This is a genomic window from Nitrobacter sp. TKz-YC01 (assembly GCF_047824785.1).
Taxonomy (GTDB): domain Bacteria; phylum Pseudomonadota; class Alphaproteobacteria; order Rhizobiales; family Xanthobacteraceae; genus Nitrobacter.
The window spans coordinates 1,703,552-1,724,300 of record NZ_CP181167.1 but is presented as its reverse complement, the minus strand read 5'-3'; the positions used below and the strand labels follow the sequence as shown (position 1 = coordinate 1,724,300).

The 20,749-nt window shown below is 60.3% G+C and carries 24 protein-coding genes; 1 reads left to right on the top strand and 23 read right to left on the bottom strand.

Features of this window, described 5'->3' with window-relative positions:
- Positions 1–27 precede the first annotated feature (27 nt).
- The 22 genes from rplE to ACMYR2_RS07980 all read right to left on the bottom strand — a co-directional run bounded on the left by rplE (position 28) and on the right by ACMYR2_RS07980 (position 14,826).
- The gene (gene rplE, locus ACMYR2_RS08085) at positions 28–585 is read right to left on the bottom strand and encodes a 50S ribosomal protein L5 (protein WP_141383217.1); all 558 of its coding nucleotides are present in this window, start codon (positions 583–585) and stop codon (positions 28–30) included.
- Positions 578–892 (bottom strand): 50S ribosomal protein L24, encoded by a 315-nt coding sequence (gene rplX, locus ACMYR2_RS08080; RefSeq protein ID WP_347263119.1) that lies wholly within the window; start codon positions 890–892, stop codon positions 578–580. Before rplX ends, rplE begins: the two co-directional genes overlap by 8 nt.
- Positions 892–1,260 (bottom strand): 50S ribosomal protein L14, encoded by a 369-nt coding sequence (gene rplN / locus ACMYR2_RS08075; protein ID WP_009797128.1) that lies wholly within the window; start codon positions 1,258–1,260, stop codon positions 892–894. The genes rplX and rplN overlap by 1 nt, the downstream gene beginning before the upstream one ends.
- A gap of 39 nt (positions 1,261–1,299) precedes the next feature.
- Complete coding sequence (gene rpsQ, locus ACMYR2_RS08070; RefSeq protein ID WP_009797129.1) at positions 1,300–1,548, bottom strand: 30S ribosomal protein S17; 249 nt, start codon at positions 1,546–1,548, stop codon at positions 1,300–1,302.
- Positions 1,549–1,559: 11 nt separating this feature from the next.
- Positions 1,560–1,766, bottom strand: coding sequence for a 50S ribosomal protein L29 (rpmC, locus tag ACMYR2_RS08065; RefSeq protein WP_011314647.1), 207 nt, complete (start codon positions 1,764–1,766; stop codon positions 1,560–1,562).
- A gap of 5 nt (positions 1,767–1,771) precedes the next feature.
- Complete coding sequence (gene rplP / locus ACMYR2_RS08060; RefSeq protein ID WP_011314646.1) at positions 1,772–2,185, bottom strand: 50S ribosomal protein L16; 414 nt, start codon at positions 2,183–2,185, stop codon at positions 1,772–1,774.
- Positions 2,186–2,264: 79 nt separating this feature from the next.
- On the bottom strand, positions 2,265–2,960 hold the full coding sequence (gene rpsC, locus ACMYR2_RS08055) for a 30S ribosomal protein S3 (protein WP_011314645.1): 696 nt from the start codon (positions 2,958–2,960) through the stop codon (positions 2,265–2,267).
- Positions 2,961–2,978: 18 nt separating this feature from the next.
- Entirely contained in the window at positions 2,979–3,365 is a 387-nt protein-coding gene (gene rplV, locus ACMYR2_RS08050; RefSeq protein ID WP_009797133.1) for a 50S ribosomal protein L22, read from the bottom strand.
- A gap of 10 nt (positions 3,366–3,375) precedes the next feature.
- Entirely contained in the window at positions 3,376–3,654 is a 279-nt protein-coding gene (gene rpsS, locus ACMYR2_RS08045) for a 30S ribosomal protein S19 (protein WP_009797134.1), read from the bottom strand.
- A 15-nt stretch (positions 3,655–3,669) separates the two neighbouring features.
- A complete protein-coding gene (rplB, locus tag ACMYR2_RS08040) occupies positions 3,670–4,503 on the bottom strand; it encodes a 50S ribosomal protein L2 (RefSeq protein WP_347263120.1) in 834 nt (277 codons plus the stop codon).
- Positions 4,504–4,531: 28 nt separating this feature from the next.
- Positions 4,532–4,828 (bottom strand): 50S ribosomal protein L23, encoded by a 297-nt coding sequence (locus ACMYR2_RS08035; RefSeq protein ID WP_347263121.1) that lies wholly within the window; start codon positions 4,826–4,828, stop codon positions 4,532–4,534.
- The gene (gene rplD / locus ACMYR2_RS08030; RefSeq protein WP_416193966.1) at positions 4,825–5,445 is read right to left on the bottom strand and encodes a 50S ribosomal protein L4; all 621 of its coding nucleotides are present in this window, start codon (positions 5,443–5,445) and stop codon (positions 4,825–4,827) included. The genes ACMYR2_RS08035 and rplD overlap by 4 nt, the downstream gene beginning before the upstream one ends.
- Position 5,446: 1 nt before the next feature.
- Complete coding sequence (gene rplC, locus ACMYR2_RS08025; protein ID WP_347264198.1) at positions 5,447–6,190, bottom strand: 50S ribosomal protein L3; 744 nt, start codon at positions 6,188–6,190, stop codon at positions 5,447–5,449.
- A gap of 100 nt (positions 6,191–6,290) precedes the next feature.
- Entirely contained in the window at positions 6,291–6,599 is a 309-nt protein-coding gene (gene rpsJ / locus ACMYR2_RS08020) for a 30S ribosomal protein S10 (RefSeq protein ID WP_002712302.1), read from the bottom strand.
- A 100-nt stretch (positions 6,600–6,699) separates the two neighbouring features.
- The gene (tuf, locus tag ACMYR2_RS08015; RefSeq protein ID WP_011314640.1) at positions 6,700–7,890 is read right to left on the bottom strand and encodes an elongation factor Tu; all 1,191 of its coding nucleotides are present in this window, start codon (positions 7,888–7,890) and stop codon (positions 6,700–6,702) included.
- A 39-nt stretch (positions 7,891–7,929) separates the two neighbouring features.
- Complete coding sequence (fusA, locus tag ACMYR2_RS08010) at positions 7,930–10,002, bottom strand: elongation factor G (protein ID WP_347264199.1); 2,073 nt, start codon at positions 10,000–10,002, stop codon at positions 7,930–7,932.
- A 33-nt stretch (positions 10,003–10,035) separates the two neighbouring features.
- Complete coding sequence (gene rpsG, locus ACMYR2_RS08005; RefSeq protein ID WP_347264200.1) at positions 10,036–10,506, bottom strand: 30S ribosomal protein S7; 471 nt, start codon at positions 10,504–10,506, stop codon at positions 10,036–10,038.
- A gap of 15 nt (positions 10,507–10,521) precedes the next feature.
- Positions 10,522–10,893 carry a 30S ribosomal protein S12 gene (gene rpsL / locus ACMYR2_RS08000; RefSeq protein WP_011314637.1) on the bottom strand — a complete coding sequence of 124 codons (372 nt, stop codon included), beginning with the start codon at positions 10,891–10,893 and terminating at the stop codon, positions 10,522–10,524.
- Between the two features lie 398 nt (positions 10,894–11,291).
- Entirely contained in the window at positions 11,292–11,564 is a 273-nt protein-coding gene (locus ACMYR2_RS07995; RefSeq protein ID WP_347264201.1) for a hypothetical protein, read from the bottom strand.
- A 927-nt stretch (positions 11,565–12,491) separates the two neighbouring features.
- Complete coding sequence (locus ACMYR2_RS07990) at positions 12,492–12,737, bottom strand: hypothetical protein (RefSeq protein ID WP_141383226.1); 246 nt, start codon at positions 12,735–12,737, stop codon at positions 12,492–12,494.
- Between the two features lie 88 nt (positions 12,738–12,825).
- Positions 12,826–13,536: a Crp/Fnr family transcriptional regulator gene (locus ACMYR2_RS07985; RefSeq protein WP_347264202.1), complete on the bottom strand. Its 711-nt coding sequence runs from the start codon at positions 13,534–13,536 to the stop codon at positions 12,826–12,828.
- Positions 13,537–13,698: 162 nt separating this feature from the next.
- Positions 13,699–14,826, bottom strand: a complete 1,128-nt coding sequence (locus ACMYR2_RS07980) for a GNAT family N-acetyltransferase (RefSeq protein ID WP_347264203.1) — start codon at positions 14,824–14,826, stop codon at positions 13,699–13,701.
- Positions 14,827–14,996: 170 nt separating this feature from the next.
- Here ACMYR2_RS07980 and ACMYR2_RS07975 point away from each other — a divergent pair, with 170 nt between their 5' ends.
- Positions 14,997–16,193, top strand: coding sequence for an FAD-dependent oxidoreductase (locus tag ACMYR2_RS07975; protein WP_416193965.1), 1,197 nt, complete (start codon positions 14,997–14,999; stop codon positions 16,191–16,193).
- A gap of 218 nt (positions 16,194–16,411) precedes the next feature.
- Here ACMYR2_RS07975 and rpoC read toward each other — a convergent pair whose 3' ends face one another.
- A complete protein-coding gene (rpoC, locus tag ACMYR2_RS07970) occupies positions 16,412–20,611 on the bottom strand; it encodes a DNA-directed RNA polymerase subunit beta' (protein WP_347264205.1) in 4,200 nt (1,399 codons plus the stop codon).
- Between the last annotated feature and the right edge of the window lie 138 nt (positions 20,612–20,749).

Below are 20,749 nucleotides of genomic sequence, written 5' to 3'. Positions count from 1 at the left end.
TTCCGCGTCTGAGCGCCTTTCAGCGTCTCACTGCCGGAACGGAAAATTGAATGCTGTCAGCAGCGCCCGGGCTTCGTCGTCCGTCTGCGCCGTCGTGCAGACGGTGACGTCCATGCCCCAGCTTTCCCCGACCTTGTCGAAATCGATCTCCGGGAAAATGATGTGTTCCTTGATGCCGAGCGAGTAATTGCCGCGACCGTCGAAGCTCTTCGGATTGAGACCACGGAAGTCGCGGACGCGCGGCAGCGCAACATTCACGAGACGATCGATGAATTCGTACATCTTCGTCTTGCGCAGCGTTACCTTGCAGCCGATCGGCTGATTCTCACGCAGCTTGAAGGTCGAAATGGCGACACGCGAGTAAGTCACGACCGCCTTCTGGCCCGCGATCAGCGACAGGTCGCCGGCCGCCGCCTCGGCCTTCTTGCGATCGTTCACGGCCTCGCCGATTCCCATGTTGAGAACCACCTTGTCGAGGCGAGGCACCTGCATCACGTTAATATAGCCGAACTGCTCGGTCAGCCGGGCCCGGATGCTCTTGTCATACTCCGCGCGCAGGCGCGGCACGTAAGCCGTCTCAGCCATCGATCTCCGCTCCCGAGCGCTTGGCGACACGCACCTTGGTGCCGTCTGCCTGAATCTTGAAACCGACGCGAGTCGGCTTTCCGTCCTTGCCGACAATCGCGATGTTGGACAGTTGGATCGGCGACTCCTTCGAGAGAATGCCGCCTTCCTGGTTCTGGGTCTGCTTCTGGTGGCGCTTCACGATATTGACGCCACGCACCAGCGCCCTGCCTTCCGCGGGGCGGACCTCGAACACTTCGCCGGTGCGACCCTTGTCGCGGCCCGACAGCACGATAACCTTGTCGCCCTTCCGGATCTTGGCAGCCATCACAGCACCTCCGGCGCCAGCGATATGATCTTCATGTGGTTCTTGGCGCGCAGCTCGCGCGGCACCGGCCCGAAAATACGGGTGCCGACAGGCTCCGACTGATTGTTGATCAGAACGGCCGCATTGCGGTCGAAACGGATCACCGAACCGTCGGCGCGGCGGATATCCTTGGAGACCCGCACCACCACCGCCTTCATGACGTCGCCCTTCTTCACCTTCCCGCGCGGAATGGCTTCCTTGATCGACACGACGATGATGTCGCCCACCGTTGCATAACGGCGCTTGGAGCCTCCAAGCACCTTGATGCACATGACACGGCGTGCGCCTGAATTATCGGCCACGTCGAGGTTGGTCTGCATCTGAATCATTGATGCACCTTGTCCTCTTTCTGATGCGCAAAATCGCGCCTAAGCGGTTTTCTTCTGTTCGCCCCGAACCACGGTCCAGCGCTTCAACTTCGAGATCGGCTTGCTTTCCTCGATCCACACCATGTCACCCGGCTTGAACTCGTTGTTCTCGTCGTGCGCGTGATAGTTCTTCGAGCGGCGAATGGTCTTCTTGTAGATCGGATGGGTAAAGCGGCGGTCGACGCGCACCACAACCGTCTTGGCTTGCTTGTCGCTGACGACCACGCCCTGCAGCGTACGTTTCGGCATCTTAAAGCCCCTTACTTCTTCGCGTCGCGCTTTTGCGCGGCGATGGTCTTGATCCGTGCGATATCGCGGCGGGCTTCACGCATCCGCGAGGTGTTCTCAAGCTGTCCCGTCGCGCGCTGGAAGCGCAGATTGAACCGCTCCTTCTTCAGACTGGTGATGGCGTCGTCCATCTGGTCGGGGGTCATCGCGCGGATGTCAGCGGTCTTCATTGCGGCCATGTCGATTACTCCGCGATGCGCGCGACGAAGCGCGTCTTGATCGGCAGCTTGGCGGCGGCGAGCGTCAGCGCTTCCTTCGCGGTCTGCGGAGCCACGCCGTCGATCTCGAAAAGCACCCGGCCGGGCTTGACCCGCACCACCCACAATTCCGGCGCGCCCTTGCCCGAGCCCATGCGGACTTCGGCCGGCTTCTTCGATACGGGCACGTCCGGGAAGACGCGGATCCAGACCCGTCCCGCGCGCTTCATATGACGTGTCAGCGCCCGCCGCGCCGCTTCGATCTGACGCGCCGTGATGCGCTCGGGCGCCATTGCCTTCAGGCCGAACTGGCCGAACGCCAGCGTCGCGCCCGACGACGCGACGCCGTGGATGCGGCCCTTGTGCGCCTTCCGGAACTTGGTCTTCTTCGGTTGCATCATGGCTTACGCCCTCAAACCTTCTCTTTACGCATGATCCGGTCCGAAAACCGGTGATCACCCTTCGGCATCATGCTGTCGTTCATGCCGCATCGCGGCGAGGACGGCTGTCGTCGCCGGCCTGGCGCTTATCCTGAGCCATCGGGTCATGCTCGAGGATCTCGCCCTTGAATATCCAGACCTTGACGCCGCAGGTGCCGAACGTCGTGAACGCCGTGGCAACGCCGTAGTCCACGTCGGCGCGCAGCGTGTGCAGCGGCACGCGGCCTTCGCGATACCACTCCATGCGAGCGATTTCGGCGCCGCCGAGACGGCCCGAGCAGTTGATCCTGATGCCTTCGGCGCCCAGACGCATCGCCGATTGCACGGCACGTTTCATCGCGCGACGGAACGCGACGCGGCGCTCAAGCTGCTGCGCAATCGATTCGGCGACCAGCGTGGCATCAAGCTCCGGCTTGCGAATCTCGACGATATTGAGAACCACGTCCGACGAGGTGATATCGGCAACTCTTTTGCGCAGCTTGTCGATATCGGCGCCCTTCTTGCCGATCACGACACCGGGGCGCGCCGAATGGATCGTCACACGGCACTTCTTATGCGGCCGCTCGATCACGATGCGGGCGACGGCTGCCTGCTTGAGCTCCTTGTGCAGGAGTTCGCGGATCTTGACATCCTCGTGCAGCAGCCGGCCGTACTCGGCCTTGCCGGCATACCAACGGGAATCCCAGGTCCGGTTGATACCCAGACGCAGCCCGATCGGATTGATCTTCTGACCCATCGTTTTCTCCCGCGCCTCTTAAGCGCTCGCCTCGGCCTCGACCTGACGCACCACGATCGTCAGTTGCGAGAACGGTTTATAGATACGGCCCGAACGGCCACGGCCGCGCGGCGCGAAACGCTTCATCACCATGCCGTTGCCGACAAACGCCTCCGATACGATCAACTCGTCGACGTCGAGGTCATGGTTGTTCTCGGCGTTGGCGATCGCCGATTCCAGGCACTTCTTGACGTCGCCCGCGATCCGCTTGCGCGAGAATTGCAGATCGGCGAGCGCCGCCGACGCCTTGCGGCCGCGGATCAGTTGCGCAACCAGGTTGAGCTTCTGCGGGCTCACCCGAAGCATCCGGGCAATCGCCTTGGCCTCATTTTCCGGGAGGCTCCGTTCGCGCTTTGGTTTGCTCATAACTTGAACCTCAAGACCTCTTGGCTTTCTTGTCGCCCGAGTGGCCATGGAACGTGCGGGTCGGCGAGAACTCGCCGAACTTGTGACCGACCATCTCTTCGTTGACCGAAACAGGCACGTGCTTCTGGCCGTTGTAGACACCGAACACCAGCCCGACGAACTGCGGCAGAATGGTCGAGCGGCGGCTCCAGATCTTGATGACGTCATGACGGCCACTCGCTCGCGCGGCGTCTGCCTTCTTGAGCAGCGAGCCTTCAACAAACGGGCCTTTCCAGACTGAACGAACCATGTCCGGCTTTCCTTGCTACTTCTTCCGCTTGTGGCGGCTGATGAGAATGAACTTGCTGGTCGACTTGTTGGAGCGGGTCTTCTTGCCCTTGGTCGGCTTGCCCCACGGCGTCACCGGGTGACGGCCACCGGACGTCCGGCCTTCGCCGCCGCCATGCGGATGGTCGATCGGGTTCATGACCACGCCGCGGTTGTGCGGACGACGGCCCATCCAGCGGGTGCGGCCCGCCTTGCCGATCGAGGTGTTCATGTGATCCGGATTCGATACGGCGCCGATGGCGCCACGGCAGCGGCCGTGCACCAGGCGCTGCTCGCCTGAATTCAGACGCAGGATGACATAATCCTGATCACGGCCGACGATCTGCGCGTAAGTGCCGGCGGAACGCGCCAACTGGCCACCCTTCCCGATCTTCATCTCGACATTGTGGACGATCGTGCCGACAGGCATGTTGCCGAGCGGCATGACATTACCAGGCTTGACGTCCACATAATTCCCGGCGACGACGGTGTCGCCCACGGCCAGACGCTGCGGCGCAAGGATATAAGCCAGTTCACCGTCCTGATACTTGATCAGCGCGATGAACGCGGTGCGGTTCGGATCATATTCCAGCCGTTCAACGACCGCCGGCACGTCCGTCTTGCCGCGCTTGAAATCGACGTTGCGATAGGCCTGCTTGTGGCCACCGCCGCGGAACCGCACGGTGATGCGCCCGGTGTTGTTGCGACCACCCTTGCCGCGCTTGCCCTCGGTCAACGTCTTGACCGGCTTGCCCTTGTAAAGGGCGGAGCGATCGACCATCACCAACTGGCGCTGGCCCGGCGTCGTGGGATTGTAAGTCTTCAGTGCCATAATCTGCCGCCTTAAAGCCGTTTCCGCCTCAGAGACCCGTGGTCACGTCGATGCGATGGCCCTCTTCGAGGGTTACAACCGCACGCTTGATGTCCGAGTGTGAACCCAGACGGCCTCGGAAAACCTTGGTCTTGCCCTTGCGCACCAGCGTGTTCACGCTCTTGACCTTGACGTCGAACAGTTTCTCGATCGCTTCCTTGATCTGCGGCTTGGTCGCCTTGCGAGCCACCTTGAACACAACCTTGTTGTACTCAGAGGCCATCGTCGCCTTCTCGGTGATCACCGGAGCGACAATCACGTCGTAATGGTTCGCGTCGATTGTCATTTGAAACGCGCCTCCAACGCATCAACCGCCGCCTTGGTCAACACCAGCTTCTGACGGCGCAGAATGTCGTAAACGTTGATGCCCTGGATCGGCAGCACGTCGATGTTCGGAATGTTGCGCGCGGCGGTTGCGAACCCGGCATGAACCTGCGCGCCGTCGACGATCAGCGCGCTGGTCAGACCGAGGCTCGAAAAATGACCCATCAAAGCCTTGGTCTTGGCCTCTTTCAGTTCGACGCTGTCGATAACGATCAAACCACCATCCTTGGCCTTCGCCGAAAGCGCATGGCGCAGCGCCAGCGCGCGCACCTTCTTGGGCAGATCATGCGCATGACTGCGAACGACCGGCCCGAACGCACGGCCGCCGCCGCGGAACTGGGGCGCGCGGGCAGAGCCGTGACGGGCGTTGCCTGTGCCCTTTTGCTTGAACAGCTTCTTGCCGGTGCGCCAGATTTCCGCGCGCCCCTTGGTCTTGTGGGTGCCCGCCTGACTTTTGGCGAGTTGCCAATTCACGCAACGCTGAATCAGATCCTTGCGCGGCTCAAGCCCGAAGATGCCGTCCGACAGCTGAACCGAACCGGCAGCCTTGCCTTCGAGGGTGGTAACGTTCAGTTCCATGTTATGCCCCCTCCTTCTCGGCCGGGGTATCCGCCGGGACCTTGTCCTCGTCTGCGGCCTGCGCACCGCCCACGACCTTGAACTTGCCTGGCTTCGGCGCTTCCTTGGGCAACGGCTTCTTCACCGCGTCACGCACCGCGATCCAGCCGCCCTTGGAGCCCGGAACAGCTCCCTCAACCAGGATCAGACCGCGCTCGACGTCGGTCTTCACCACGCGCAGGTTCAGCGTCGTGATGCGGTCGACACCCATGTGGCCAGGCATCTTCTTGTTCTTGAAGGTTTTACCCGGATCCTGACGGCCGCCGGTCGAGCCGATCGAACGATGCGAGATCGACACGCCGTGGGTGGCGCGCAGGCCGCCGAAGTTCCAGCGTTTCATGCCGCCGGCGTAACCTTTACCCACCGACGTTCCGGTGACATCGACGAACTGGCCGACCACGAAATGGTCCGCCTGAATTTCCGCGCCAACCGGAATCAGCGAATCCTCAGACACGCGAAACTCAGCGACCTTGCGCTTCGGAGCCACCTTGGCGACCGCGAATTGTCCGCGCTCCGCCTTGGGCATGTAGACCGTCTTGCGCGCACCCGAGCCAAGCTGCAATGCGACGTAGCCGTTCTTCTCACTGGTCCGGTGCCCCAACACCTGACAATTGCTCAGCTTCAGCACGGTCACAGGGATGTGCTCGCCGGCCTCTGTAAAGACCCGCGTCATCCCGACCTTTTGTGCGATCACTCCGGAGCGCATCGTCGTGCTTCCTGTTCTTTCTGTCCGCTAACGATCGGACTGTTCCAAAACTTCGTTCTGACTTTCCGCATGCCCGATCCGAAAACGGCGAACGGCCTCGTCAGAGCTTGATCTCCACGTCAACGCCCGCAGCCAGATCAAGCTTCATCAAGGCATCGACTGTCTGAGGAGTTGGATCCACGATGTCGAGAAGGCGCTTGTGCGTCCGCATCTCGAACTGCTCGCGGCTCTTCTTGTCGACGTGCGGCGAACGGTTGACCGTGAACTTCTCGATTCGAGTCGGCAGCGGAATCGGTCCGCGGACCTGCGCGCCGGTGCGTTTCGCGGTGTTCACGATCTCGCGGGTCGACGTATCGAGAATTCGATGGTCGAACGCCTTGAGACGGATGCGGATATTCTGGCCGTTCATTGCCGTGTCTCTCTTTGAAAAGCGAATAGTGAGTAGTGAGTAGCGAATAGCGAAATAGAAGGTGTTCTATTCGCCACTCGCTATTCGCAATTCCCTTGCCTTACTCGATGATGCTGGCGACGACGCCCGCGCCGACGGTGCGACCGCCCTCGCGGATAGCGAAGCGCAGCTTCTCCTCCATGGCGATCGGCACGATCAGGTGAACCTCCATCGCGACGTTGTCGCCCGGCATTACCATCTCGGTGCCGGCCGGAAGATGCACCACACCGGTCACGTCCGTGGTGCGGAAGTAGAACTGCGGCCGATAGTTGGTGAAAAACGGCGTGTGGCGACCACCCTCTTCCTTGGTCAGGATGTAGGCTTCCGCCTTGAACTTGGTGTGCGGCTTCACAGAGCCCGGCTTGCACAGAACCTGACCGCGCTCCACGTCCTCGCGCTTGGTGCCGCGCAACAGCGCTCCGATGTTGTCGCCCGCCTGCCCCTGATCGAGAAGCTTGCGGAACATCTCCACGCCCGTCACGGTCGTCTTCTGCGTCTCGCGGATGCCGACGATCTCGATTTCCTCGCCGACCTTGACAATACCGCGCTCAACTCGTCCCGTCACAACCGTGCCGCGACCGGAAATCGAGAACACGTCCTCGACCGGCATCAGGAACGGCTGATCAACCGGCCGTTCCGGCTGCGGAATGTAGGCATCAACCGCCTTCATCAGTTCAAGCACAGCTTCCTTGCCGAGCTTGGCGTCGGAGTCCTCCAGCGCCGCCAGCGCCGAGCCCTTGATGATCGGAATGTCGTCGCCGGGAAACTCGTACTTCGACAAAAGCTCCCGGACCTCCATCTCGACCAGTTCCAGAAGCTCCGGATCGTCGACCATGTCGCACTTGTTCAAAAACACCACGATCGCCGGAACGCCGACCTGGCGCGCCAGAAGAATGTGCTCGCGCGTCTGAGGCATCGGGCCGTCCGCGGCTGACACGACAAGAATGGCGCCGTCCATCTGCGCCGCGCCCGTGATCATGTTCTTCACGTAGTCAGCATGGCCCGGACAGTCGACATGCGCGTAGTGGCGATTCGGCGTTTCATACTCGACATGCGACGTCGAAATGGTGATGCCGCGCGCCTTCTCTTCGGGAGCCTTGTCAATCTGGTCGTATGCCGTGAACGTCGCTCCGCCGGCTTCCGCAAGAACCTTCGTGATCGCCGCCGTCAACGACGTCTTGCCATGATCAACGTGACCGATCGTACCAATGTTGCAATGCGGCTTGTTACGTTCAAACTTTGCTTTGGCCATTTGACTCTCCGTTCAGTCGTCGACTGTCGCCAGCGACAATCAGGCAAACTTTTTCTGGACTTCCGCCGACACGTTCGCCGGCGCTTCCGCGTAATGATCGAATTGCATCGTAAAGGTCGCGCGCCCCTGACTCATCGAGCGCAGATTGTTCACGTAGCCGAACATGTTCATGAGCGGCACCATCGCGTTGATGACGTTGGCGTTGCCGCGCATGTCCTGACCCTGGATCTGGCCGCGCCGCGAATTGAGATCGCCTATGACCGATCCGGTATAGTCTTCCGGCGTCACCACCTCGACCTTCATGATCGGCTCCAGCAGCACCGACTTGCCCTTCTGCAGAGCCTCGCGGAAGCAGGCGCGCGTCGCAATCTCGAACGCCAGCGCCGATGAGTCCACGTCATGGAACTTGCCGTCGATCAATTGCACCTTGACATCGACAATAGGAAAGCCCGCAACCACGCCCGAGCTGAGCACGCTCTCGATGCCCTTCTCGACGCCGGGGATGTATTCCTTCGGCACGGCGCCGCCGACGATCTTCGACTCGAACTCGTAGCCTTTTCCGGGCTCGTTCGGTTCGACGATCAGCGTAACCGCGGCAAACTGACCGGTGCCGCCGGTCTGCTTCTTGTGGGTGTAGCTGTGTTCGACGCGCTTGGTGACCCGCTCGCGGAACGCCACCTGCGGCGCGCCGATATTGGCGTCGACCTTGTAGGTCCGCTTGAGAATATCGACCTTGATGTCGAGGTGAAGCTCACCCATCCCCTTGAGGATGGTCTGACCGGATTCCAGATCGGTGGAGACACGAAAGGACGGATCCTCCGCAGCAAGCTTCGCCAGCGCGATACCCAGCTTTTCCTGGTCTGCCTTGGACTTCGGCTCGATCGCGATCTCGATGACGGGATCAGGAAACTCCATCTTTTCGAGAATCACCTGATGAGCGGGATCGCACAGCGTGTCGCCGGTGCGCGCTTCCTTCAGGCCGGCCAGCGCAACGATGTCGCCGGCATAGGCTTCCTTGATGTCCTCGCGATTGTTCGCATGCATCAGCAACATCCGGCCGATGCGCTCCTTCTTCTCGCGGGTCGAATTGACGACGCCGGTGCCGCTCTGAAGAATGCCCGAATAAATGCGGCAGAACGTGATCGTGCCGACGAAGGGATCGTCCATGATCTTGAACGCCAGCAGCGACATCGGCTCCTTGTCGTCGGCGTGACGGACAACTTCGTTGCCTTTGTCATCAACGCCATTGATAGCCGGAACGTCGAGCGGCGACGGCAGATAGGCGACCACGGCATCGAGCAGCGGCTGGACGCCCTTGTTCTTGAACGCCGTGCCGCACAGCACCGGATAGAAAGCGCCGGTCAGCACCGCCTTGCGGATCAGCCTCTTCAACGTGGCTTCGTCGGGCTCGGCGCCATCGAGATAGGCGGCCATGGCGTCGTCATCGAGCTCGACGGCAGCCTCCACCAGCTTCTCGCGATATTCTTTCGCCTTATCGGCGAGGTCAGCCGGGATATCTACGATGTCGTACATCGCGCCCAGCGCTTCATTGTTCCAGACCAGCGCCTTCATGCGGACGAGGTCGACCATGCCCTTGAAGTTGCTTTCCGAGCCAATCGGCAACTGCAACGCAACAGGGCGCGCGCCGAGGCGATCGACGATGTCAGCGAGACACTTGAAGAAGTCGGCGCCGGTCTTATCCATCTTGTTGCAGAAGACGATGCGCGGCACCTTGTACTTGTCGCCCTGACGCCAGACCGTTTCGGTCTGCGGCTCGACGCCCTGGTTGGAGTCGAGCACGCATACGGCGCCGTCGAGCACGCGCAAGGAACGCTCCACCTCGATGGTGAAGTCGACGTGACCCGGAGTGTCGATGATGTTCAGACGCTTGCCATCCCAGAACGCAGTGGTCGCGGCCGAGGTGATGGTGATGCCGCGCTCCTGCTCCTGCGTCATCCAGTCCATCGTCGCCGCACCTTCGTGCACTTCGCCGATCTTGTGGCTCTTGCCGGTGTAATAAAGGATGCGCTCGGTCGTGGTGGTCTTGCCGGCGTCGATATGCGCCATGATACCGAAGTTACGGTAATCCTCGATGGCATGTTGGCGGGGCATGGAGCTGTCCTTAAAATTCCTGTTGTGTCGCCGTTACCAGCGATAGTGCGAGAACGCACGGTTGGCTTCCGCCATCTTGTGCACGTCTTCCCGCTTCTTGACCGCGCTTCCCCGGTTGTTCGACGCGTCGAGCAGTTCGGCCGAAAGCCGCTCCGTCATCGTCTTCTCATTGCGCCCCCGCGCAGCCGTGATCAGCCAGCGAATGCCCAGCGCCTGACGGCGGGTCGAGCGAACTTCCACCGGCACCTGATAGGTGGCGCCGCCAACGCGGCGGGACCGCACTTCGATGGTCGGCATCACGTTCTCGAGCGCCTGCTCGAAAACGGTCAGCGGACCCTGCTTGGTCCTGGCCTCGATCAGGTCGAGCGCGCCGTAGACGATGCTTTCGGCGACCGACTTCTTCCCCGCATACATGATCGAGTTCATGAACTTCGTAATGACGACGTTTCCGAACTTCGGGTCGGGCAACACTTCACGCTTTTCGGCAGAGTGGCGACGTGACATCGTTTCTGTTCCCGCTTACTTCGGACGTTTCGCGCCGTACTTCGAACGGCGCTGCTTGCGGTTCTTGACGCCCTGCGTGTCGAGGACGCCGCGGAGGATGTGATAGCGCACGCCCGGCAAGTCCTTCACGCGGCCGCCGCGAATCATCACCACGGAATGTTCCTGAAGGTTGTGGCCTTCACCCGGAATATAACCGATGACCTCGAAGCCATTGGTCAGGCGCACCTTCGCAACCTTGCGCAGCGCCGAGTTCGGCTTCTTCGGCGTCGTGGTGTAAACACGCGTGCACACCCCGCGCTTTTGCGGCGATTGCTGCAACGCTGGCACCTTCTTGCGCGACTTTTGCAGGACGCGCGGACTTGCGATCAGCTGGTTGATCGTCGGCATCGTTCGCCTTCACCCTTATATTTACGCAAAACCCCGATCGGTTTCGCACTTCGTCCGGAGCTATCGCCCACTCGCTCGCGATGCGTGAATCGGTTCACGCAAAACGAAACCGCGCCAACCGTTCACTGCTGAGCGGGAAGCGCTTCGACACCACAGAGGACCACGATCAACGCCAGCCGGAACGAACCGGCGAGCCTCTACCGAGGTCATGTATCCGAAATCAATCTCGAGAGAACTCGCTCAAGAGACGACTATCGTCCTGGCATTGCCTGGCTATTTCGGCAGCGTCTGAGCAGCATTCGTCGAGGTTGGTGCCCGTCTATCAATCAAACCAGATAGAAAGGGTGATCCGTTCCGACGCTGGTGTAGCTCACCGCCTGCCGTTAAGTGCGCGGGTTTTATCCATCGCGACTCGTCAAGTCAAGGCTGAACCGCCACACCAGAGGCACTTCTGACCATTTCATGCGTCCGGCCCGGTCTCGACCGGTTTCAATGGAACGGTTGCGCGCCGACTGCCGGAAGCCGCCCGAAACAATGGCCTTTCGAGCGCTGACAGCCCGTTCGACGTTATCGGATTCTTCCGCTCCCAATTTGCATTGGAAAAGAATATCAAGCTGTTGTTTTGACGTTCTTTTCCTGCTGACCAACATCCGCTTCGCGAACCCCGCCATGGCCGTCTCCGGCGCGCTCAAGGAAACGGCAAGGCCGAAGCCGGCTCTCTGCCCGATTCATCGCGGGATTAGCGTTTTCGAGCGAGGCCTGTCCTCTGGCTTGACCCGAGGATGGATACCGGTTCACGTGAAGAAAACGTATTTAATCAAGTTTATATCGCCGCGCCCCCGATTCCATCAGAAACGAAAAAGCGCTGGCGCCGAATCAGAGCATTGGCCCGGCCTCGCGCGACTCGGGTCGATTTCGGCGAGACAGTTGGCTTGCGGCGCCACGAAATTCGCGGAGGCGTGTTGTTGTCCGCCAATCGGCAAGCGTCCGACGAGTCATCGCCAGAGACTTTCCGATTCTGAACGGAATCAGAAGCGCGGCTCCATGAGCTTGATCTGACGCGAACTTGTTCTGACGCGCTGTCTTCACGCGAACCAATGACACCTCGGATCAAGACCAAGGATTGCGTTGCGCGATAATGCTATGGGAAAGAGATGCAGAACGTCACGCGCAGACGATAAGCCGAGCCGCACGACGCCACTTCTCGATCGTGCCGGGCACCGAAGCCTTGCGACGTTAAAGGCAGACGACTACCGCTCCGCCCCTTCAAACGATCGACACATCCGCGGGAGTGATCAGTCTGGAGCGTTTTCGAGCGAAGCATGTCCTCGAGCTTGACCCGAGGATGGATGCCGGTTCGCGCGAAGAAAACGCGTCAAACCAATAATCTGGAGCTTCGTTTCTAATTCAATCAGAAAATGCTCTAGGCCCGGATGCGACGCACGAAGCGGAAAGATAGCCTGAATGCCTGAGCGAAGGTTCGAAGGTGACCGCTTGAACCACAGTCACCTTCGGCGAGGCCAACGCAAGGCCCCTCCGCGGTAGAAAACGATCATGTGAACCGCATGAGCGGTTCACACCATCCGTTTGACGATAACTTAGTGGCCGTGGCCGTGGCCGTTCTTTGCTTCGCGCTGAGCCAGCTCGCTCAGCAGCCTCTGCGCCAGCAGATCCTGACCGACCTGATCAACCGGAAATGTGGTGGCGTTGCCAAGGTGGCCAATGGTCGCGCTTTTCGCGCCCAACGATCCCGAACCGGCGTGGATCACCTTGCCATCCGAAGTGTATGAACCGTCGATCTGCTTACCCAGAGATTCATCGTAAAAAGAGATGTGTCGCGGCATCGGTGCGCTCCTCTATTATTTTTGAATTTCTTTGTGTACCGATGGAAACAGCGACGGTATAGCCAACTAGTTTACATAGGTGGCAATTTTATTTGGTGAAAGAGCCAGGCAGTAGCCTGTCGTACTCTCGCCGGACCGCGCGATAGCATTCGCAGGATGTGCGCTCCAAAAGCTTACGGTCCAGTACGGTAATGATGCCGCGGCTGTATGTGAGAACCTGCAGTTGCTGAAACTTCTGCAACTCGGCGTTAACGGCCACGCGGCTGACCACAAGCATTTCGGCAAGGAATTGCTGAGTGAGTCGGAGCTCGTCACCATCGACACGATCGTGAGACTTCAACAACCATCGCGCGCAGCGCTGGAGAAGCGTATGGCTGGCGTTGCACGCAACGGACTGCATCACCTGCGCGAGAAACGCTCGCGAGTAAGCGTTGAGCTTGCGCCGAAACACCGGCAGACGCGCTTGCAATTCCTGAAAATCCTGAAACGCGATGCGGATGCTGTCACCGGACACCTGGACGACGGCGCGATGCATAGACTGATCATCGCCCATGATCGCCCCGATGTTGATCATCCCCTCCCGTCCCGTGGTTGAGGTCTCGGCTGTCTTGTCGGCCTTCAGCGGGGCAACGTTGGAGATGATCGCGGTTTCAGGAAAGTACACATAATCGAACGGGCCGCGCGGCTCATACAGCACGCAACCGAGCGGAAGTTTGACAAACTCACACAGCTTCTGAACTTCGATCCATTCCGTGTCCGGTATGCTCGCCAGAAGGCTGTTCTTTGGCCTTTGCACCATGGTCCCACGATCACCGGTTCTTGCGGCAGGTCAAAACCGGCGGTTGCAGTGTCGCCCTTTGCGTAGCTAAAGGCAACCCACACCGGATTGACGGCTCCGACCTACAGCCTCCATGTCCCGACCACGCTGCTGAAGCAGGCCAAAGGCGGTGCGTCACAAGGCTTACTTTCTTGCTTTGGGGCTGACGGAAGCTGACCAGCTCCGAACCTGGTCGCGAAGGCGGCGAAGCCGTTCGTAACCTCGTTGGCGAGCGGCCTCCAGCGAGAAGGCCAGAGATCGATCCCGCCCGACATTGACCAGCAGATCGGCCATTCTCCGGTGCCCCGCCCAGAGTTGAGCCATGAAGCTTCCTTCGTAGGAGCAGGAATTGATCGCTCCGATCTCCGCTGAGGTCAGCAGATCGTCCGTGATCCTGTCGATCAGCAGCATGCCGGGCGAGTATTTCGCGTAGCCGGGATCGAAGGCCGTTTTCCACGTATAGGCCGTGGCGCCACAATACATCAGCACCTGCGCGGCGATGGCGCGCCGATCAACACGAAGCAAGGCAACCGAAGCATCGCCACGCTCAGTGAGCGCGGTAACCATCTGTCTGGCGAAGGCTGCGTCCGCCGGCCTGCATAACAATGCCGTGCCACGCGCTCCTTTCCAGCCTGCGGCTTCCAGTTCCAGAAACGTTTCGAACGCCTCTAACGCCTCTCGCGTATCCGGAGCGCGGAGATTGACGATATCAACACTGCCTGCGGCGGAGAGCCGGTTCCAATCCTGCCGCAGCTTCTTCCGGGTCGAGCCCGACCGTTTCACGCCAGCCTCAGGAGTAGCGAAAGGACGTGTGCTGTCGGACATCCTGAGACACGCGCAACCCTGCTCGGTCAGCACCTCGATAAGTGTTTCGAAGTTCTCTACCTCGGCATCAAGCGATTTCAGGCTGATCACCTTGGGCAGCGAGCGACTGTCACGGATCGCCGATAAAAAGGCTTGCATGACCTCGCGAACGAAAGCCGGATCGACGACGGGATTTGAAAGAAAGGCGTAGTTGTAGGGCAATGCTTCAAGCACCGCCGGCCACATCGGCGAAATCTTGCGGACTTGAAAAGCCCAGACACCGACCAGCTTCTTGAATCCGGCGCAATCATTCCACGCCAGCAGAACACGGACGTTCGCAAACCCGCTCTCGTTCACGGCCACCAGGACCACGGGATTCATGAATACGTTTGAAGACGCCCGCCGAACGAGATCGTCCCATGGCGCCACCAGGTCCGGTGTTGGTGAACAAATGTTTACTGAAATCATCAGACGCCTCGGATCATCCTCGGCGATCCACGCTTTAGGCAATACTGGCCTTCCCCGGATTTCTTTTTAGTTAAAACACACCCGGTCCACCCGGTCGTTCTCCTGGCGACCTTCAAAGTTTGTTTGCTTTTGCGGCGCATTGATGAGCCCGGATAAACAAGGGCGGATCCATGCGCTATACCGACATTGCGATTGTTGGCGGCGGATTAGCCGGTTCAACGGCGGCCGCGATGCTGGGCCGCGCAGGTATTCCTGCGATCTTGATCGATCCGCACGCGACGTACCTGCCCGACCTGCGCTGCGAAAAGCTTGACGGCACTGAAATTCTACGACTGCGCAATGCGGGTCTCGACAGGCAGATACTGCAAGCGACGGCGCTCGACGGTGAGGTGTGGGAAGCGCGGTTTGGTTTCGTCGTGGCAAAGAAGCCAAGCGATCAGTACGGCGTGAAGTACGACACTCTGGTCAATGCCATGCGCGCGCAGATTCCATCCAGCATCGAGACCTTTTACACCAAGGTCGCCGAAGTCGCGACGAGCGACGAGCGCCAGCGCGTGGTGCTGGCGAATGGCGAAGAAATCTCCGCGCGCCTGATTGTGCTCGCTAACGGGCTCAGCATCAGCCTGCGTCATTTCCTCGGACTTGGGCGACGTGTCATCAGCGAATGTCATTCGGTGACGCTCGGCTTTGACGTTGAGCCGATCGATCGCCCGGCGTTGCCCTTTCCTGCCCTGACCTACTGGTCAAAGCGGTCGAGCGATCGCATGGCGTACCTGACGCTGTTTCCGATCGGTAATACCATGCGAGCCAACCTGATGGTCTATCGGCCGATGAACGACATCTGGTTTCACGAGTTTCGTGAAAATCCCGAAGCGACGATGAGCGCGATGATGCCCGGCCTCGACCGCATGACCGGCGGCTTCAAGGTAAGTGGACAGATCAAGATTCGGCCGGCAGATCTGTACGTCACGGAAAATCATCGACAGGCCGGGGTCGTGGTCATCGGCGACGCATTTGCGACCTCGTGCCCGGCCGCTGGCACCGGCACAGACAAGGTGTTCACTGACGTCGAGCAGCTTTGCAACGTCCATATTCCGCGCTGGCTCGCCCCCGAAGGCATGGACCGCACCAAGATCGATATGTTTTACGATGACCCCGTCAAAACAGAATGTGACGCAGCGTCGGCAGCGAAGGCCTGGCATCTTCGTTCGCTGTCGCTCGACAACGGCCTGACGTGGCGTGCACGCCGGTGGGCGCGATTTATCGTCAGGCTCGCTGAGGGACTGATACGATCGGCGAAAAAATCCAGGACACCGCCGCCGGCATTGCCGCCGCCGCCACAATCACCCGAAGGCAGATTGGCTTGACGTCTATAGCGTTTTCGAGCGAAGTGGATACCGGTTCGCGTGAAGAAAACGCGTCAAATCAATATCTGAGAGCCTCGCTTCTGATTCAATCAGAAGCGATAATGCTCCAGCAGGACCGACTTCCGGTAAAGCCTCAGCGGTAGTGGTCTGAAGCGGCGTACACCGCAAAAAAGGGCCGACTCACGCCGGCCTTTTCTTCAACTGTGATCCGCCGATTCCTACTCCGCCGGCGGCAGCGCCAGCGGTTCGGCTTCGGGGGCGGACGGCACGATCGCCGCCTGCTTTTCTCGTTCGTCGAGAATCAGCCTGTCGCGCTTGACTGCAACTTCGCGGATCTTGGCCATCGATGCGCCGGTGCCCGCTGGAATGAGCCGGCCGACGATGACGTTTTCCTTCAGGCCCTCCAGCGGATCCACCTTGCCGTTGACGGCGGCCTCGGTGAGCACACGCGTGGTCTCCTGGAACGACGCCGCCGAGAAGAACGAGCGGGTCTGCAGGCTGGCCTTGGTAATGCCGAGAAGCACCGGCGTTCCCGTGGCGATCTTCTTGCCTTCTTCCTGAGCCTTGAGGTTGAGCCGATCGAACTCGATCTTGTCGATCTGCTCGCCCGAAATCATGTCGGTCTCGCCCTGATCGATAATCTCGACCTTCTGGAGCATCTGACGAACAATCACCTCGATGTGCTTGTCGTTGATGAGCACGCCCTGCAAGCGATAGACTTCCTGAATCTCGTTGACCAGATAGGCAGCGAGTTCTTCGATGCCCTTGATCGCCAGGATGTCGTGCGGCGCCGGATTGCCATCGACGATAAAGTCGCCCTTCTCGACGATATCGCCATCCTGCAGATGGATATGCTTGCCCTTCGGAATGAGGTACTCGCGGGTCTCCTCTTCCTGATCAACCGGCTCTATCGAGATGCGGCGCTTGTTCTTGTAATCGCGACCGAACCGGATCGTGCCGGCGATTTCCGCGATGATTGCCGCATCTTTCGGCTTGCGAGCCTCGAACAGTTCGGCCACTCGCGGAAGACCACCGGTGATGTCGCGGGTCTTGGCGCTCTCGGTCGAGATACGCGCCAGGATGTCGCCGGGCTTCACCTTGGCGCCGACATCGACCGACAGAATGGCGTCGACCGACAGCATGTAGCGGGCGTCGCCGCCGCGGGGAAGCTTCAGCACCTTGCCGTCCTTGCCCTTGATCACGATAGCCGGGCGCAGATCCGCTCCGCCGCGCGTACCGCGCCAGTCGATGACGATGCGCTTGGCGATACCGGTGGATTCATCGAGCGTCTCGGAGATCGACTGACCTTCGATCAGGTCCTCGAATCCGATGGTGCCCTCAAGCTCCGTCAGAACCGGCCGGGTATAGGGATCCCACTCGGCGATACGCTGGCCGCGCTTGACCGTGTCGCCTTCGTCAACGTGCATGCGCGCGCCGTACTGAATACGGTGGGTTGCGCGTTCGGTGCCGTCCGCATCGACAACGGCGACCACCATGTTGCGCACCATCGCAACCAGATGGCCTTCGCCGTTTCTTGCGATCGCCTTGTTCCTGATCGTGATCTTGCCGTCGAAGTTCGACTCGATCACCGACTGCTCGTTGATCTGCGCGGCGCCGCCGATATGGAACGTGCGCATCGTGAGCTGCGTGCCGGGCTCGCCGATCGACTGCGCCGCGATGACGCCGACCGCCTCGCCGTGATTGACGGGCGTGCCGCGGGCCAGATCACGGCCGTAGCACTTGCCGCAGATGCCGTTGACCAACTCGCAGGTCAAGGCCGAGCGGATCTTGACCTCCTGGATGCCAGCCTTCGATATCTGATCGACATGGCTTTCTTCCATCAAGGTGTTGCGCTCGATCAGCACCTCGTTGTTCGCGGGATTACGGATGTCTTCACAGGCCGTGCGGCCCAGGATGCGCGATCCCAGTGACGCCACCACCGTGCCGGCATCGACGATGGCGCGCATCTTGATGCCGAGCTTGGTGCCGCAGTCATCCTGGGTGATGATGCAATCCTGCGCGACGTCCACCAGACGGCGAGTCAGATAGCCCGAGTTCGCCGTCTTCAATGCGGTATCCGCGAGACCCTTGCGGGCGCCATGGGTCGAGTTAAAGTATTCGAGAACCGACAGCCCCTCCTTGAAGTTGGAGATGATCGGCGTCTCGATGATCTCGCCCGACGGCTTCGCCATCAGGCCGCGCATGCCGGCGAGCTGACGCATCTGGGCCGGCGAGCCTCGCGCGCCGGAATGCGCCATCATGTAGATCGAGTTGATCTGGGCCTCGATGCCCTTGGCGTCCTTCTTGGTCGAAGAAATTTCCTTCATCATCTCCTTGGCGATTTCTTCCGTCGCCTTGGACCATGCGTCAACGACCTTGTTGTACTTCTCGCCATGGGTGATCAGGCCGTCGTTGTACTGCTGCTCGAAATCCTTCGCCAGCGTGCGCGTGGTGTCGACGATCTTCCACTTCCCGTGCGGAACGACCATGTCGTCCTTGCCGAAGGAGATACCCGCCTTGAACGCGTTGTAGAAGCCGAGCGCCATGATGCGGTCGCAGAAGATCACCGTCTCCTTCTGACCGCAGTGGCGATAGACCTGATCGATCACGCCGGAGATTTCGCGCTTGGTCATCAGCTTGTTGATGACATCGAAGGGAATCTTTTGCGACTTCGGCAGCACCTGGCCGAGCATGACGCGGCCGGCGGTCGTATCGATCAAACGCTTGATCAGCTCACCATCCTCGCCGGTCTGCTCCCAGCGATACTTGATGCTGCTATGAAGATGAATGACGCCAGAATGCAGGGCGTGCTCAAGCTCGGCCATATCGCCGAACACCTTGCCCGCGCCGGGCAAGCCTTCACGCATGATCGAAAGATAGTAAAGGCCGAGCACGATGTCCTGGCTGGGAACGATGATCGGCTGACCGTTCGCCGGGTGCAGGATGTTGTTGGTCGACATCATCAGCACGCGCGCTTCCAACTGCGCCTCGAGCGAAAGCGGAACATGCACGGCCATCTGGTCGCCGTCGAAGTCGGCGTTGAAAGCGGCGCAAACCAGCGGATGAAGCTGAATCGCCTTGCCCTCGATCAGGGTCGGTTCGAACGCCTGAATACCGAGCCTATGCAGCGTCGGCGCGCGGTTCAGCAGCACCGGATGTTCGCGAATGACCTCATCGAGGATGTCCCAGACCTCGGGGCGTTCCTTTTCGACGAGTTTCTTGGCCTGCTTCACCGTCGTGGACAGACCCTTGGCGTCAAGCCGCGAATAGATGAACGGCTTGAACAGCTCCAGCGCCATCTTCTTCGGCAGGCCGCACTGGTGCAGCTTCAGCTCGGGACCTACGACAATGACGGAACGCCCGGAATAATCGACGCGCTTGCCAAGCAGGTTCTGGCGGAAACGTCCCTGCTTGCCCTTCAGCATGTCGGCAAGCGACTTCAGCGGACGCTTGTTCGCGCCGGTGATGACGCGGCCGCGGCGGCCGTTGTCGAACAGCGCATCGACCGCTTCCTGAAGCATTCGCTTCTCGTTGCGGATGATGATGTCGGGCGCGCGCAGCTCCATCAGCCGCTTCAGGCGGTTGTTGCGGTTGATGACGCGGCGGTACAGGTCATTGAGGTCGGACGTGGCGAAGCGGCCGCCGTCGAGCGGCACCAGCGGACGCAGATCCGGCGGAATCACCGGCACCACGGTGAGGATCATCCACTCCGGCTTGTTGCCGGAAAAGCGGAAGGCCTCGACGATCTTCAGGCGCTTGGCGAGCTTCTTGTGCTTGATGTCGGACTCGGTCGCCTGCATCTCCGCGCGGAGCTCGGCCTCCAGTCTTTCGAGTTCGAGCCCCTTCAGCAGTTCGCGGATCGCTTCCGCGCCGATCATGGCGGTGAAGCTGTCCTGGCCGTATTCGTCCTGCGCGCGAAGGTATTCCTCCTCCGACAGCAACTGGCGGTCCTTGAGCGCGGTGAGGCCGGGCTCCAGAACGACGTAATATTCGAAGTAGAGAATGCGTTCGAGATCCTTCAGCGTCATGTCGAGCAGAAGGCCGATGCGGGAGGGCAGCGACTTCAGGAACCAGATGTGGGCGACGGGCGCGGCCAGCTCGATATGACCCATGCGCTCGCGGCGCACGCGAGAGAGTGTCACCTCGACCGAGCACTTCTCGCAGATGATGCCCTTGTACTTCATCCGCTTGTACTTGCCGCACAGGCACTCGTAATCCTTGATCGGCCCGAAGATGCGCGCGCAGAACAGGCCGTCACGCTCCGGCTTGAACGTGCGGTAGTTGATCGTTTCCGGCTTTTTGATCTCGCCGTAGGACCACGACAAAATTTTCTCCGGCGACGCGATCGAAATCCGGATCTGGTCGAAGACCTGGGCCGGAGTCGTCGGATTGAATAAATTCATTACTTCTTGATTCATGGTCTTCTCCTCGACGGCCGCGTTCCGGATGCTGCGCAGCGCGCCCGCTGCGCTGCCGACCCGGAACCTCCACGGTCCGCGGAATTCATTGCGGTCCCGGTTCTGCGACGCCTCGCTGCTTGATGCGTCGCGCCAGGA

Bases quoted from the DNA above. Each gene is read 5' to 3' on its own strand.
- rpsJ (WP_002712302.1), bottom strand. From the start codon at position 6,599: ATGAACGGCCAGAATATCCGCATCCGTCTCAAGGCGTTCGACCATCGA.
- rpoC (WP_347264205.1), bottom strand. From the start codon at position 20,611: ATGAATCAAGAAGTAATGAATTTATTCAATCCGACGACTCCGGCCCAG.
- ACMYR2_RS07985 (WP_347264202.1), bottom strand. From the start codon at position 13,536: ATGGTGCAAAGGCCAAAGAACAGCCTTCTGGCGAGCATACCGGACACG.
- rplC (WP_347264198.1), bottom strand. From the start codon at position 6,190: ATGCGCTCCGGAGTGATCGCACAAAAGGTCGGGATGACGCGGGTCTTT.
- ACMYR2_RS08035 (WP_347263121.1), bottom strand. From the start codon at position 4,828: ATGACAATCGACGCGAACCATTACGACGTGATTGTCGCTCCGGTGATC.
- tuf (WP_011314640.1), bottom strand. From the start codon at position 7,890: ATGGCCAAAGCAAAGTTTGAACGTAACAAGCCGCATTGCAACATTGGT.
- ACMYR2_RS07975 (WP_416193965.1), top strand. From the start codon at position 14,997: ATGCGCTATACCGACATTGCGATTGTTGGCGGCGGATTAGCCGGTTCA.
- rplV (WP_009797133.1), bottom strand. From the start codon at position 3,365: ATGAGCAAACCAAAGCGCGAACGGAGCCTCCCGGAAAATGAGGCCAAG.
- rplD (WP_416193966.1), bottom strand. From the start codon at position 5,445: ATGGAACTGAACGTTACCACCCTCGAAGGCAAGGCTGCCGGTTCGGTT.
- rplN (WP_009797128.1), bottom strand. From the start codon at position 1,260: ATGATTCAGATGCAGACCAACCTCGACGTGGCCGATAATTCAGGCGCA.
- fusA (WP_347264199.1), bottom strand. From the start codon at position 10,002: ATGCCCCGCCAACATGCCATCGAGGATTACCGTAACTTCGGTATCATG.
- ACMYR2_RS07980 (WP_347264203.1), bottom strand. From the start codon at position 14,826: ATGATTTCAGTAAACATTTGTTCACCAACACCGGACCTGGTGGCGCCA.
- rpsC (WP_011314645.1), bottom strand. From the start codon at position 2,960: ATGGGTCAGAAGATCAATCCGATCGGGCTGCGTCTGGGTATCAACCGG.
- rplE (WP_141383217.1), bottom strand. From the start codon at position 585: ATGGCTGAGACGGCTTACGTGCCGCGCCTGCGCGCGGAGTATGACAAG.
- ACMYR2_RS07990 (WP_141383226.1), bottom strand. From the start codon at position 12,737: ATGCCGCGACACATCTCTTTTTACGATGAATCTCTGGGTAAGCAGATC.
- rpsS (WP_009797134.1), bottom strand. From the start codon at position 3,654: ATGGTTCGTTCAGTCTGGAAAGGCCCGTTTGTTGAAGGCTCGCTGCTC.
- rpsL (WP_011314637.1), bottom strand. From the start codon at position 10,893: ATGCCGACGATCAACCAGCTGATCGCAAGTCCGCGCGTCCTGCAAAAG.
- rpmC (WP_011314647.1), bottom strand. From the start codon at position 1,766: ATGGCCGCAATGAAGACCGCTGACATCCGCGCGATGACCCCCGACCAG.
- ACMYR2_RS07995 (WP_347264201.1), bottom strand. From the start codon at position 11,564: ATGGCGGGGTTCGCGAAGCGGATGTTGGTCAGCAGGAAAAGAACGTCA.
- rpsG (WP_347264200.1), bottom strand. From the start codon at position 10,506: ATGTCACGTCGCCACTCTGCCGAAAAGCGTGAAGTGTTGCCCGACCCG.
- rplB (WP_347263120.1), bottom strand. From the start codon at position 4,503: ATGGCACTGAAGACTTACAATCCCACGACGCCGGGCCAGCGCCAGTTG.
- rplP (WP_011314646.1), bottom strand. From the start codon at position 2,185: ATGATGCAACCGAAGAAGACCAAGTTCCGGAAGGCGCACAAGGGCCGC.
- rpsQ (WP_009797129.1), bottom strand. From the start codon at position 1,548: ATGCCGAAACGTACGCTGCAGGGCGTGGTCGTCAGCGACAAGCAAGCC.
- rplX (WP_347263119.1), bottom strand. From the start codon at position 892: ATGGCTGCCAAGATCCGGAAGGGCGACAAGGTTATCGTGCTGTCGGGC.